The organism is Halobium salinum (assembly GCF_026586625.1).
Classification (GTDB): Archaea; Halobacteriota; Halobacteria; order Halobacteriales; family Haloferacaceae; genus Halobium; species Halobium salinum.
The window spans coordinates 652,574-665,215 of sequence record NZ_JAODIW010000010.1 but is presented as its reverse complement, the minus strand read 5'-3'; the positions used below and the strand labels follow the sequence as shown (position 1 = coordinate 665,215).

Genomic DNA, 12,642 nt, shown 5'->3' with positions numbered 1-12,642 from the left:
CCTGAAACCGCTGAAAACTGGCTCCAAGCGTTCGCTGCCTGGTTCAATTCTCCAAACTAAACACGACCGCGTGAACGTCCCCGGCCGGCGACGGCTGTCGCTGTCGGGTGTAGTGTACTGAAAAATAGGGCCGCGTAGTCGAACGTGGTTGGTTCGCGAGTTTAGACCGAGACGACGCTGTCGCCGGTCGTGGACTCGGGGACCTTGATGCGGATGACGGTCGTCGAACCGCTTTCCGTGTTGAGTTTGATCTGTGCCTCTCCGCCCTCGGGAAGGCTGAGATCCTGACCGTTGCCAAAGAGGCCACCATCAGTCAGGTCAATGGAAACGATGACACGGTCCTCACCACTGTTGAGGACACTCGAAGCCGTGATGGAGGTGTCGTCGTCCTGAAGGCTCACTGCCGAGTCAGTAAAGTCGATACCGTCAAGCGAAGCTCGCTTAACACCGTCAGGACCCTGGAACTCGATGGTCGTTGTCGAGAGGTCAATGTCGGACGCGCCCGGCGACTTCTGGAGCACGAGGTCGATCTGGTGGACGGAACCGTCCGACGAGTCGACCTGACCCGTCTTCGCGATCGGCTGCAGGCGGTCCGTCACCTGCGCACTGCTCTGTTCGCCAGTCTCTTCGGATTTGGTCTGCAGGAAGCCGGCGGTGTTGATGAGCACACCGGCGGCGATTGCGGCGACCAGGACCATCGCGATGAACACGATGAGTGTCCCGATACCGACCTGCCCGCGGTCTTCGTCGTCCGTAATGAATTCGAACATATGGTTTCCTTCCCGTCTGAGGCTCGACCGCAGCGTCATCACCGTCAGACTCTATCCAATCAGTTTCGCGACTTATTGATAAAGGTGAGTATCAAAATATTCGAATTGATAAACCGTGTATCGGGCGGGGATGCGACGGTACAGCGGCGTCGACGAGGTGACCCGATGGTCCCGCCGGTACGCCGACGGGCCTCGCCGTGCGGACGGGCCACCTCCCGAGAGTATCCACCCCCTCGATACGCTCCGACGGGCCGACGCGCAGCTCGCACCGATGGGGAACCCGACGAAAGCCCGACAGCGAAACTCGATGGGGACTGGAACGCGCGTGCGTAGAGAGCAAAATTGCGAGAACACCGACAGCAACCGCAGTGCGAATCGGGGGAGTAAACGCGGAGGCGTCGACGAATCCGGTCGGCAAAACGAACGCCCGAGACCCGCCCGAGCGCTACTCGTACGAGACGAGACTGTAGACGACGAAGACGTAGCCGAACGTCGTGAACCCGCTGTTGATCAACAGAATGGACTTCACACCCGTGAAGTCGTTCGCGAAGGCGCTAATCGTGGTCGTCACCGCGGCCGCGACGACGAGGGCGAACCCAACCGACAGGTGGACCATCGCCTGCCGACCGGTCTGCACGTACGCTCTGACCGCCAGCCCCACCATCGTCAGCCCCGCGAGGACGAGTGTGGCGCTGGTGGCCAGATAGAGACTCTCGATGACTTGCATCCTCTCGTTTCAGGTGCCATCCCGCCACAGATAAAGATACGTCCCCAAATATTCTCCTTGATAATCAGTGTCGCCCCGGTAGCGGGAGCCTCCGGAAGCACCACGCAGTCCCGGTTTCCTGTTCGACACGCTTATCTGTCTCTCAGCATCACTTCCGATATCGATGAGGGCGGACGACATCATCCAAGTCCTCGGTAATAAATACAACGCCGATATCCTCAGCGCCGCATCCGACCCGAAGTCGGCACAGGAACTGAGCGACCAACTCGACGTGCCGATCGCGACCTGCTATCGGCGCATCAACGAGCTCACCGAGAGCGACCTGCTCGAACTCCACGACCGGCCGCTCTCCGACGAGCACCGCCGAATCAAGGTGTACCGACGGAACGTCGAAGCGGTGCACGTCACCTTCGACGAGGGGCTCGACGTCGAACTGGAGGAGCGTTCGGAGGTCAAGAACAAACTCGACGAGGTGTGGCGCACTATCTCCGAAGGCCAAGGGTAAGCCGGCCGCGGGGTCAGAACGGCGACTCGTTCTTCCCCATCATCGAGAACCCGCCCGCCTGCTCGTAGACGGTGATGCCGCCCTCGCCGATTTCGAGCGGGAAGATGTCCGTGTTGATGTCCTGTTTTCGCATCTTCGCCACCCATATGTACCGGTTCACACCCGAGTCCGTCGGCGTCTGGATGAAGTAGATGTTCCCGTCGGTGAGGAAGTTCTCGAGGCCGATTTCGGTCTCGGGGAACATGGCACCCTGCTCGTTGATGAGAAGCGAGGTGAGCCCGTACTGTTTGAGCACGTCGGAGAACTTCAGCAAGTAGGTGCGCTTCTCGCGCTCGTCGTCGAAGAACAGTTGGAACATCGTGAGCGAGTCGAGCACGAGGCGGTCGTACTCGTCGCTCGAGAAGTCCTCGAGGAGTCCGTCGACCGCGGAGGTGAAGTCCTGCTCGCGAAGCATCCGGCGCTTGTCGTACACCTTGATGTCGCCGGACTCGACGAGTTCCTCCCACCGGTCGAAGCCGACCGACTCGGCGGCCTGTCGGATGTCCTCCGCGTTCTCCTCGAAGGAGATGTACACCCCGCGTTCGTCGAACTCCGTCACCCCCTCGTAGAGGTACTGGATGCCGAAGATGCTCTTACCCGTCCCGGGGTTCCCACTGACGAGGACGGTCGCGTCCCGGACGATTCCGCCGTTGAGGATGGAGTCGAGGCCGTCGACTCCGGTTTTGACTACGTCTGGCATCGGAATGGTATGTTGAGACCTACTGCGGGGACGAGCGGGAAAACCTCTTCGTTCGTCGGAGTACGGCGGGACTCTCGTCCGGCGGTCGCCGAGGCCCGCTCACTCGTCGTTCGACAGCTCGTGCACCTGCGCCGCGAGTTCGACGACCGTCTCCTCCTGTGACTTGGTGGTGTCCGCGACCTGACCGACGCTCCGCTCCACGGCTTCGGCGCTCTCCTCGACGGTCTCGGCCAGCGAGGTGACCTCCTCGACGGTCGCCGCCTGCTCGTCGTTGGCGCTCGCGACCTCCTCGATGCCGTGGGCCGCCTCGTCGACCGCATCGGCGATTTCGGAGAGCGAGGTCAGCGCCTCGCCGATCTGCGTGCTCGCCTCGTGAATCCGCTCGTTCGAGTCCCCGACGGCGTCGACAGTCGTCTCGGTCTGGGACTGGACCCGTTCGATGCGTTGGGTTATCTCCTCCGTGTGCGTGCGAGTCTCCTCTGCGAGGCCCTTCACCTCGTCGGCGACGACCTCGAAACCGGAGCCGTCGGCGCCGACGCGGGCGGCCTCGATGTTGGCGTTGAGCGCGAGCAGGTTCGTCTGGTCGGCCACGTCGGCGATGACGTCTACCACGTCGACGATGCTCTCGATGTGCGATTCGAGCTCGGATATCTGCTCGACGAGGTTCTCGCCCGTCCGCTCCAACTCCTCGGTGGCCGTGCTGGCACGCGTCCCCGCCTCCTGGCCCGTCTCGGCCGCCGTCCGGGCCTCGTTCGCCGCCGAGGACACCTCCTGGGCGCTGGCGGCGACCTCCTCCATGTTGGCGCTGAGCGTTCCCATCTCGTCGACGACTTGGCGGACGTCCTCGCGCTGGTCCGCGGCGGTCTCGCGGATTCCCTCGGCGACGTCCGCCGTCTCCTCGATATCCCCGACGAGCTCCTCGGTCCGGCCCTCGACTTCGCGGACGACAGATTCGAGGTTCTCGGCCATCCGGTTCGTCGCGTCGATGACCCCGAGCAACTCGGGTTCGAGCGCACCGGTCGTGTCCTCGTACGACGCGCGCGCGGAGAGCTCCCCGTCCCCGATGGCGGACAGCGTCCCGTTGACCTCACCCACCAGCGACTCGACCGCCCGGCGCTTCTCGACCATCTCGCTTCGGTCCTGGACCATCTCGACGACCCCGAGGAACGTCCCGTCGTCGTCGTAGACGGGAGTCGCGGTGAACCAGATTTCGACCTCCTCACCCCGCGCGTCGAGCATCGTGCTCGTGTCCTCGTACCGGGTGTAGGAGACGTCGTCGCTCCGGTTGACGCCGTACTCCGCCTCCGCGGTCTCGGGGGCTTCCACCACTTTGTCCGCGAGCGTCATCGCTCGGCGGCCGTCCTGGTAGAACGCGACGCTCACCTCGGTCGTCCCGAGCACCTCCTCCCGGGGGGTGCCACACAGCGCCTCTGCCTCGCGGTTCCACACCTTCACCTCGTGGTCGGGGCCGAGGGCGAACACGCAGAGCGGAATCGCGTCGGCCAGCCGCTCGTCGTCGACGAACAGCCTGGCGGGCGTGTCGGCGGCGCCGGGCGTGCTGGCTGCGTTGTCGGCGCCGGGAGCGTCGGAGGAGCCTCCGTTCGTCGCCGCCGCGTTCGTGGCCGATTCGTCGTGCTGGTCTGGCCGGCTCTCGGCCCCTCGGCCCGGGCCGGCCGTGTCACCGGAGCCCTCACTGACGCCGCTCGTCGCCGCGAACAGCCCCAACGAGCCGGCGACCAGTTCGGCGAGTCCCTGTAACGTTGCCATGGTCGTGTCGATGGCAGGTGTCAATCGGGGGCAAAGAAAGTTCGCTCCCGAATATCAGCGGTGATTCTCTCCGGTTGTTTCGTGCGGGGAGCTACCACGGCGATGGGTAGATTTAATACTGTTCTGTTCCCCGGAATGTTCAGACGCGATGACTGACGGCGCGGGCCGGGTGGTGGCCCGGGGGAAGTCCCGCAGGTCATCAGGGAACGTGGGAACATGGAATCCGAAGCAACCGTACTGATCGTGACCGAGAACCGTGAACGCGGCAGACGCTGCGCGTCGTATCTGTGTACTGCCTACGCCGTGCGGACGGCGGGGTCCGTCGCCGGCGCGCGCGAGGCGCTCGACGACGACCCGAAGGTCGACGTCGCGCTCGTCGACGACGAGCTGCCGGACGGGCCGGCCGAGGGCGTCCTGCGAGCGATGCAGGACAGGGACGTCCTCGCGCGTGCGGGTGTCTTCACCGAGGGCGTCCCGGAGACCGACGTGGCGGAGCGTGGCTTCGACGAGTACCTCGTCACGCCGCCCGCCGACGACGAGCTCCACAGCGCCGTCCGCCGGCTGGTCGACCTGCTGTCCTACGACGTGAAACTCCGGGAGAGCGCCGAACTCGTCTCCGAGCGCGCGAGCATGGAGGCGACCGAGGGGGGTGCCGAAGCCGAACCGGCCGACGACCGATACGACCGGGTGACGGCGCGACTCGAGTCGCTCGAACGCGACATCCGGTCCATCGGCGGCCGGTTCGGGGCGACCGGCTACCGGGCGGCGTTTCGTGACGTGGGTGAGGAGCGGTAACCCCGCGGCGGCGAGACGGCGTCCGGAAATCGGCGTGGTGGGCCGAGACTGAAGCGCTTATCCGACGAGAGCCGCAATTTTCTCCCGATGACCGACACGGACGCGGCGACGAGCGACGGCGAGCGGTCCTACGAGGTCGCAGTCGTCGGCGGCGGTCCCGCCGGACTGAGCACCGCACTGTACACGACACGACTCGGACACGACACCGTCGTCGTCGACCGGGGCGGCGGCCGGGCCGCGATGATGCTCGACACGCACAACGTCATCGGGGTCACCGAGGAGGTCTCCGGAAACGAGTTCCTGCAGACCGCACGCGAACAGGTCGAGTCCTACGGCGCCACGTTCGAGCGGGGGAGCGTCACCGGAGTCGAGCGCGTCGAGAGCGGCGGCGACGGCGGGGGGACAGAGAACGGCGACGTGGCCTTCCGCGTCGAGACCGACGGCGAGAACACCTTCCGCGTCGACCGCGTCGTTCTCGCGATGGGGTTCTCCGACGTTCGACCGGACCCGCCGCTTCCGCGCACCGGCCGGGGGCTCCACTGGTGTCTCCACTGTGACGCCTACATGTTCGTCGACGAGCCGGTGTTCGTGATGGGGACCGGCGAGAGCGCCGCCCACGTCGCGATGATCATGCTCAACTTCACCGACGAGGTGGACCTCCTGCTCCGCGGCGGCGACCCCGAGTGGAGCGAGGAGACCGACGAACAGCTCCGCGCCCACCCCGTCGACGTGATAGAGACCGAGATTTCGGGCGTAAACCGCGGCGACGACGGCTGGCTGGAGAGCTTCGAGTTCGAGGACGGCACCGTCCGCGAGTATCGCGGCGGGTTCCCGATGTACGGCTCGGACTACCACGCGGAACTCGTCGACGCGCTCGGCTGTGCGCGCAACGAGGACGGGACCGTGTCCGTCGACGAGAAGGGGCGCACCTCCGTCGAGGGCGTGTTCGCCGTCGGCGACCTCACGCCCGGCCACAACCAGATTCCGGTCGCCATGGGTGAGGGGGCCGACACCGGCATCGCCATCCACTACGACCTCCGGACGTACCCGAAGAGTCTGGAGCAGATTCGCGCGGAGGGGGAGGTCGACGCCGGCGACGTCCCGGGGTTGTCACCGGCGCTCCGCGAGGCGGCGCAGGCGTTCCGGGCGGGGAGTGACGACTGACGCGGTCGCGCCGCGAGTGGCCGGCGGTCACGAGCACGTGCCACCGCGGCAGGGCGACGACTGAGCGCCACGGCGGGTCGGTGACCACCGGTCGAGAGCAGGTACCACCGGCCGGCGACTCAGGACGTGGCGTCGCTGAGGTTCGCGCGGTCGAACGTCCGTTGGCGCTGTCGGAGGAAGCGCCGGCCCGCCTCGGTCAGTCGGTGTGCGTTCGACCGCCCCGTGATCGGAACCTTCTCCAGTACCGTTCGGTCGCGAGCCGGTCGAGGTTCGTGTACAGGCGACCCTGCCCGACCTCGTACCCGTATTCGGCTTCCAGACGCCGCTCGACCTCCTGGCCCGTGAGCCCCGGCGCCGACTCGGATTCGAGTTCCACCACCGCCAGTAGACAGTCCGTCTGGAACTTCGTCCACCTACTCGCCATCGGGACCACCCCCAACACGCGCTCCACGGCTGGCACCATCAGTCGCGTATCTCCGCCGTGCGCCGCGGAGTCGCCTCGCTCCGCCTCCCAGTCCAGCCGCTCGTCGTGTTCGACCGCCACGTCGACACCGGCCTCGCTCGCTCGCGGGCGGTTCGGACACCGAATGTGGTCGCTCGTCCCGGCCCGGCTCGTGCGGCCGTTCGGACGCGTGTACCGCCACCCCCGTAGCGTGCCGCGTCGGCCGACGCGCCCCTGCGGTCCCCCGCCGTCACCCCGTCTCCCGTCGTCCGGTGGCCCGTGCATTGACATTTCTCTTTAGCTCTGACGAGGAGGCGATGGATAAACCGAATTCTACGCCGGATTGAAAGTGATAACCGCCCGGTTCGGACCCAGAAACCGAGGGACTGCGGGTGTGTGGACCTCTATACATTTCGGAAACAGGTCAGTGAAAGCGAATGAGCGTCGTGTCCGACGCGAAGGGTAACACCCTTAACGGGTCGTGGAGAAGGTGAGGCCGAGCGCCGGTGTCTCACCGAGCGGAGCGAGGTGGGAATCGGAGCGAGTGTAGTGAGCGCTGGTGGTCTAATGGCAAGACCTTGGCCTTCCAAGCCAATGATCCGGGTTCGACTCCCGGCCGGCGCACTTCTCGAACACCGCACACGGGGAGCGGCCGCGAGGAACGCGCCGACCCCGAACCCGACGCTGGCTCCCCCAGATTCGACGTAACCACCCGCTACGGCGGAGTAGCCGGTCTATACTCTTGTACGAACGCCCCGAACGGAGAGTCGACATGGACCAACGACGTGTGCTCCTCGCCGGGGCCGTGCTGTGGGCGCTGGTGGTCGGAACCGGCGTCGGTGCGTCGGCCGAGGCAGTGGCACCGGGGGTCGTCTCCCGGCCCGCGGGCGACGTCGCCGACGGCGCGGCAGGCGCCCTCGACGGGGCGACACGCGTCGTCGGCGGTTCGCTGTCGTTCGCGTCCGACGACGGCACCGTCGCGGCGAACGTCTCGACCGACCGGGTGTCGGTACGCGCCGAAGGCGACGACACCGCGGTGTCGGTGTCCGACCTCGACCGGAGCGGCGAGGGCGTCGCGGTCGTCGAGAACGACGCCATCGACGAGGGCGTCTCCCGGAGCGCCTCCTCCGGACTGTGTGCGGTCGGCCTCGACGACCCCGACGCACCGCTCGCGGTCGACGTGGACGACGAGAGCGGGTCGGCACGGGTGGCCTTCTCGGATTCGCGACAGCCGACCGAGGTCGGCGCCGCCGACGCGGCCGACGTGCTGGCCCGCTGTACCGGGTGAAAGCGCTCGTTTCCCTCGCCGAGGAGTTACTCGGACGACCGATAGGGCGTGTCGTGGCCACGCAGTGATTCTCGCCCCACGCGGGGGGGGAGAAACTACGGGGACCTGTGACAATCCATCCGGCCGAGTCGCTCGGCCAGTAACGTCCGGTGACAGCGTTTCTTCGCCGTGTTCTCGAAGCAGACGAGGACCACCTCCTCGCCGGCGTCGAGACACGCCCGGACGCGATTCATCGCCGACGCCGCGTCGGGGTCGCCGTCGAGGTAGTCCAGATAACGGTCCGCGAAGTCGGTCTCGTCCCACGCCGCGTTGTGCGCGCCTTCGTCACAGAGGCCGGCCAGCTTCAGGTCCTCCTTCCGGCGCTGCACGTCGTCGAGGAGGTCTGCGGGCGGCGCGAGCGCGGGCTCGTTCTCGTCGACGACGGCGGAGAACCAGCCCGTGGGTCGGCGGACGACCCCGAGGACGAGGTCCGCGTCGTCGACGTCGACGAGGTCGTGCTGGAGTGCGGCGACGTAGGTGTCACGGAGCGTTCCCGTGGGCATGACGGGCCGCAGTACGACCGCGACGTGATTAACGGTGTGGCCGGCCGCCGGTCGACGCCCGACTCTTCAGACCCTTCACGACCCCGATGTATCCGGGTTCGGGCGGGCTGGTAGCTTGATATCGTCGGCGCGCGTATCTCCCCCTCGTGACTCTCACCCCTCTCTTCATGCTGCCGAGCGGTCCCGAGATGATGATCGTCCTCCTCATCGTCGTCCTGCTGTTCGGTGCGAACAAGCTCCCGAAGCTCGCCCGCGCCAGCGGTCAGGCGATGGGTGAGTTCCAACGGGGCCGCGCCGAAATCGAACGCGAACTGGCCGAGGGCGCCCGCCTCGGCGACGAGGTGGACGAGGCCGAAGCCGACGCGGTCGACGCCGAGGCGACGACCGAGGTCGAGACCGAGACCACATCCGCCGGTGTCGGCGTGACCCCCGCGAAGTAGCGTCACTCCTCTCGCGTCCGTTCCTACCGTCTTCAGTCGCCCAGCGTCGGCTCCGCCGTCGTCGTCCGCCGTGCCCGGGTGTACGCGATGACGAACACGCCGGTCGCGACGACGATGAACCCCGCCGCGGTGAGGAAGGCAGCGGTCGTCGAGACGAACTCCTTGATGACGCCGATGAGCGCCGGGCCGGTCACCTGTCCGACCTTCCACGAGATGGAGCGCAGCGACATGCTCGAAGCCACCGAGTCGAAGCGCTCGCCCTCCTCGACGAACAGCGCCATACTCGCCGGAAGTCGGAGGCTGTCGGCGACGCCGAGCAGACCGTAGGCGCCGAACAGCGCGAAGAAGGCGCCGCCGAGCGTGACCGACCGGCCGCCGTACACCGAGAGCGCAATCGGGTCGACGACGCCCTCCGCGACGAACGAGAGCGGGACGAGCGCCGTGCCGACGCCGTAGAGGAGCGCGCCGCCCGCGACGAAGAGGGGTTTCCGACCGACCTCGTCGGTGAGGTCGCCGACGTACCCCTGGAACACCGTCTTGGTGAGTTTCCCACCCGCGAGAATCCAGCCGATGGCGAACGCGCCGATGCCGAACTCCGTGTGAGCGAGGATGGGCAGGAAGATGATGACCGCCATCTTCCCGACGGAGAACGCGAGGCGGAAGGCGACGAGCGCGCGGACCATCGGCCGGGCGAGGAGGGTGCGGAACGTCTCGACGCTCGTCGCCTCCTCGGGGTCTTTCCGCCCGCCGGGGGTGTCCCGGAGGTAGCGCAGGACGAGCACGAACGCGCCGAGGGTGACCAGCGAGAGCACCGCGTAGGTCGCACTGAACCCGTGGGCGTAGAGGAGGTAGCCGCCGACGAGGTCGCCGAAGAGGCTGGAGAACGCGCCGACCTGGTTGTAGACGCCGAGCCACCGCCCGCTGGCGTCGTCGGGGCTGATTTCGCCGACGACCGTCGAGCCGGTGATCCAGAGCAGACTGGCGCCGAGCCCCTGGAGCATCCGCATCAGGATGACGTGGACGGGGTTCGCGACGAAGGCGAAGCCGACGAAGACGAGGACGTTCAGCAGCAGGCCGACGAGAAGGTACCGCTTCGCGTCCCCGGTGTCTATCTTCCGCCCGAGCGGGAGTACGACGAGAAGCTGGACGAGGGCGAAGGCGGTGCCGAACAGCCCCTCGACGGTGCCCGTGGTGTCGAACTGTCCCGGCCCGGCGTACAGCGCGAGCGCGATGAGGATGGTCGAGTACGCCTGACTCCTCGCGAACGCCGTCCCGGCGAGGGCGGCGAACTCGCGGTCACGGAGCACGCTGAGCGAACCGGTGAAACTCGACACGTTTCGATTCGAAGTAGCTCACGCACCGTTGAAAAGGGGCGGTTCCACGAGGGGTTCGCCGGTTTTCCACGTGTGAACGACCCGCGCAGGAAAGTCGCAGGACGCGGCCGGCGATGGTACCGCCGGCGACGAGGCGACCGGTCCGAGGCGTCGGAACGCCGGGACGCCGGAGGAGCGGTGCACCGAGCCGTCGACCCGTTACAGCTCGATACGCTCGACCAGCTGGTCTTCGACCCTGGTGTTGACGGCGACGATGCGGATGTCGTCCTCCAGTCGGGAGTTGCGGAGCTTGGCCTTCAGGAGGTTGTCGACCTGATAGACGCCGGCGGCGTTCACCATCTCGATTTCGACGAGCACCGGCTTGTCGTCGCCGGGCTTCAGCGAGACGTTGCGAATCGCCTGACTGGAGAGGGTGTTGATGCCGCGCCCGCCGCGCTCGTAGGGCATCCGCGAGCGGCCCCGCTCCATGTCGAGGGCGTCGGCGACGCGGATGACGCCGGCCTCGGTGGTGAGGGGGTCCTCCTCGGTGTGGTGACAGAGGATGGCGTGGAGCACCTCCGCCTTCACCCGGACCTGCGTCTCGGTGTCGTAGAACTGCGGGAGAAACCGGTCGAGCAGGTCGGCGGCGAGCGGAATGGAGTAGTAGGCGTGTTCGTCCCGGTGGACGACGTGGCCGATGTCGTGGATGGTCGCCGCGAGCGCGACGATGACCGATTCGTCGGCCTCGTCGAGCCCCTGTTCGCTCGCGCCGTTGAACTCGACACCGCCCTCCTTCAGGAGGTCGTACAGCCGGAGCGCGCGGTTCCGGACGATCTCGATGTGTTTCGGCCCGTGGTCGTTGTACCCCTTTCTCGTCACCGCGTTGACGTTCTGTGCCTTGAGATACGTCGAGATTTCGGGGTCCTCGACGATGGCCGGCAACACCTCGTTCAGCTTCTCGTCGGGGTAGGCGTGGTCCGCGTCGGGGTCGTACTCCCTGCCGCCGCTGTCGTCGACGTCGGCTCCGTCCTCCACGTCGTTCAACCCGCTCACGTCCCCCGCCTCGACGCCCGCGTCGCCGCCGGCGCCCGTCTCTTCGCTCATGGTCGGGGTTCTCGCGCCGCGGAGAAAAAGGCCTCGGGGGCGCGCGAAGAACGTCACGACGCCGTCGTCGTCGAGTAGCTCCCGTTGGTGTCGCTGACGACCGGGACGGAACCGTCGTGCCGGGGTCGAACTCCCGGGGCGTACGCGAAGGGACACGGCTCCTCGGTGCAGACGGCGGTGAACGCGCCGGCGGAGGACACGAGGATGGCGGGCGCCTCCGCGCCCGGGGTCGTAGAGAGCGTCTCGGGGGCGACCTCCTCGTAGACGACTGGTGCGATGCAGTCGGGGGGTTCGTCGCCAATGTCGGCCATACGGGCGCCTTCGGATAGGGCTCGGCGGGCGTTTCGGCTCGACGGAGTGTCGCCGCGGGGAGCAAAAAGCCTATAATTGCCACAGAGTTAGGGACGGGTAGAGATGCTCAGTACACTCCCGCTGTTCGGCGCGATCCCCGGCGGGCCGGAGATGCTCATCATCCTGCTCATCGTCGTCCTGTTGTTCGGGGCGAACAAGCTCCCGAAGCTGGCGCGCTCGACGGGGCAGGCAATGGGTGAGTTCCAGAAGGGCCGCAACGAAATCGAAGAAGAACTCCAGGAGATGGAGGAGAACACGAAGGAGGCCGTCTCCGGCGACACGTCGCTCGACTCGGACTCGACGACCGGCTCGACGTCGACGACGGAGTCGACGACCGAGGCCGAAACCGAGACCGAGCGTAACAACTGACGACACCCACTCTCCGGCCCGACGCCGTCGGGTCTCACTTTTCACGGAACACATCCCTTTTTAGCGGCGGTGCCGAACTCCGCGCCGGGGCACGTGGCCTAGCGGACAGGGCGAGAGGTTCCTAACCTCTCGATCGCGGGTTCGAATCCCGCCGTGCCCGTTTTCCGGCGAGCGACAGCGAGCCGTGAAAACGGTTCCACGAGGGATTCGAAGCAGGGAACGACGCGAGCGCCGGGGAGCGGAGCGACTGGGGTTCGAATCCCGCCGTGCCCGTAGTGTCCTCGCGCCAGCGAGGACCGGAGGACCTCTCGCGGGATTCGAAGCAG

The 12,642-nt window shown here is 66.8% G+C and carries 15 protein-coding genes and 2 tRNA genes; 8 read left to right on the top strand and 9 right to left on the bottom strand.

Annotated features, from left to right (window positions below; translation table 11 throughout):
* Nucleotides 1-161 precede the first annotated feature (161 nt).
* Together N5095_RS21985 and N5095_RS21980 are read right to left on the bottom strand one after the other, a co-directional pair.
* Nucleotides 162-770, bottom strand: a complete 609-nt coding sequence (locus N5095_RS21985; RefSeq protein ID WP_267625350.1) for an archaellin/type IV pilin N-terminal domain-containing protein — start codon at nt 768-770, stop codon at nt 162-164.
* A gap of 445 nt (nt 771-1,215) precedes the next feature.
* Nucleotides 1,216-1,497: a DUF7521 family protein gene (locus tag N5095_RS21980; protein WP_267625349.1), complete on the bottom strand. Its 282-nt coding sequence runs from the start codon at nt 1,495-1,497 to the stop codon at nt 1,216-1,218.
* Nucleotides 1,498-1,660: 163 nt separating this feature from the next.
* Between N5095_RS21980 and N5095_RS21975 the strand changes: the two genes are divergently transcribed.
* Nucleotides 1,661-2,002, top strand: a complete 342-nt coding sequence (locus tag N5095_RS21975) for an ArsR/SmtB family transcription factor (RefSeq protein ID WP_267625348.1) — start codon at nt 1,661-1,663, stop codon at nt 2,000-2,002.
* Nucleotides 2,003-2,015: 13 nt separating this feature from the next.
* Here N5095_RS21975 and N5095_RS21970 read toward each other — a convergent pair whose 3' ends face one another.
* Together N5095_RS21970 and N5095_RS21965 are read right to left on the bottom strand one after the other, a co-directional pair.
* Nucleotides 2,016-2,741, bottom strand: coding sequence for an RAD55 family ATPase (locus N5095_RS21970; RefSeq protein ID WP_267625347.1), 726 nt, complete (start codon nt 2,739-2,741; stop codon nt 2,016-2,018).
* Nucleotides 2,742-2,840: 99 nt separating this feature from the next.
* Nucleotides 2,841-4,508 (bottom strand): methyl-accepting chemotaxis protein, encoded by a 1,668-nt coding sequence (locus tag N5095_RS21965; RefSeq protein WP_267625346.1) that lies wholly within the window; start codon nt 4,506-4,508, stop codon nt 2,841-2,843.
* A 216-nt stretch (nt 4,509-4,724) separates the two neighbouring features.
* Here N5095_RS21965 and N5095_RS21960 point away from each other — a divergent pair, with 216 nt between their 5' ends.
* Together N5095_RS21960 and N5095_RS21955 are read left to right on the top strand one after the other, a co-directional pair.
* A complete protein-coding gene (locus N5095_RS21960; RefSeq protein WP_267625345.1) occupies nt 4,725-5,303 on the top strand; it encodes a HalX domain-containing protein in 579 nt (192 codons plus the stop codon).
* 87 nt (nt 5,304-5,390) lie between these two features.
* Complete coding sequence (locus tag N5095_RS21955; protein ID WP_267625344.1) at nt 5,391-6,467, top strand: NAD(P)/FAD-dependent oxidoreductase; 1,077 nt, start codon at nt 5,391-5,393, stop codon at nt 6,465-6,467.
* A 196-nt stretch (nt 6,468-6,663) separates the two neighbouring features.
* On the opposite strand, the gene N5095_RS21950 is transcribed toward N5095_RS21955, so the two are convergent.
* The gene (locus N5095_RS21950) at nt 6,664-7,011 is read right to left on the bottom strand and encodes a hypothetical protein (protein WP_267625342.1); all 348 of its coding nucleotides are present in this window, start codon (nt 7,009-7,011) and stop codon (nt 6,664-6,666) included.
* A gap of 451 nt (nt 7,012-7,462) precedes the next feature.
* On the opposite strand from N5095_RS21950, the gene N5095_RS21945 reads away from it, so the two are divergent.
* Nucleotides 7,463-7,533: transfer RNA gene (locus tag N5095_RS21945), tRNA-Gly, on the top strand.
* A gap of 148 nt (nt 7,534-7,681) precedes the next feature.
* Nucleotides 7,682-8,197: a hypothetical protein gene (locus N5095_RS21940; RefSeq protein ID WP_267625340.1), complete on the top strand. Its 516-nt coding sequence runs from the start codon at nt 7,682-7,684 to the stop codon at nt 8,195-8,197.
* 95 nt (nt 8,198-8,292) lie between these two features.
* Here N5095_RS21940 and N5095_RS21935 read toward each other — a convergent pair whose 3' ends face one another.
* Entirely contained in the window at nt 8,293-8,739 is a 447-nt protein-coding gene (locus N5095_RS21935; protein WP_267625338.1) for a DUF488 family protein, N3 subclade, read from the bottom strand.
* A 167-nt stretch (nt 8,740-8,906) separates the two neighbouring features.
* Between N5095_RS21935 and N5095_RS21930 the strand changes: the two genes are divergently transcribed.
* The gene (locus N5095_RS21930) at nt 8,907-9,179 is read left to right on the top strand and encodes a Sec-independent protein translocase subunit TatA/TatB (RefSeq protein ID WP_267625373.1); all 273 of its coding nucleotides are present in this window, start codon (nt 8,907-8,909) and stop codon (nt 9,177-9,179) included.
* Between the two features lie 32 nt (nt 9,180-9,211).
* Here the strand turns inward: N5095_RS21930 and N5095_RS21925 are convergent, their stop codons facing one another.
* From N5095_RS21925 to N5095_RS21915, 3 genes are all read right to left on the bottom strand, one after another.
* On the bottom strand, nt 9,212-10,513 hold the full coding sequence (locus tag N5095_RS21925) for an MFS transporter (protein ID WP_267625337.1): 1,302 nt from the start codon (nt 10,511-10,513) through the stop codon (nt 9,212-9,214).
* 198 nt (nt 10,514-10,711) lie between these two features.
* A complete protein-coding gene (locus N5095_RS21920) occupies nt 10,712-11,596 on the bottom strand; it encodes an HD domain-containing protein (RefSeq protein ID WP_267625335.1) in 885 nt (294 codons plus the stop codon).
* Nucleotides 11,597-11,649: 53 nt separating this feature from the next.
* A complete protein-coding gene (locus N5095_RS21915; RefSeq protein WP_267625334.1) occupies nt 11,650-11,907 on the bottom strand; it encodes a hypothetical protein in 258 nt (85 codons plus the stop codon).
* A gap of 103 nt (nt 11,908-12,010) precedes the next feature.
* Between N5095_RS21915 and N5095_RS21910 the strand changes: the two genes are divergently transcribed.
* Both N5095_RS21910 and N5095_RS21905 read left to right on the top strand, forming a co-directional pair.
* Nucleotides 12,011-12,316 carry a Sec-independent protein translocase subunit TatA/TatB gene (locus N5095_RS21910; protein ID WP_267625333.1) on the top strand — a complete coding sequence of 102 codons (306 nt, stop codon included), beginning with the start codon at nt 12,011-12,013 and terminating at the stop codon, nt 12,314-12,316.
* Between the two features lie 87 nt (nt 12,317-12,403).
* Nucleotides 12,404-12,476, top strand: a tRNA-Arg gene (locus tag N5095_RS21905).
* Nucleotides 12,477-12,642: the final 166 nt, after the last annotated feature.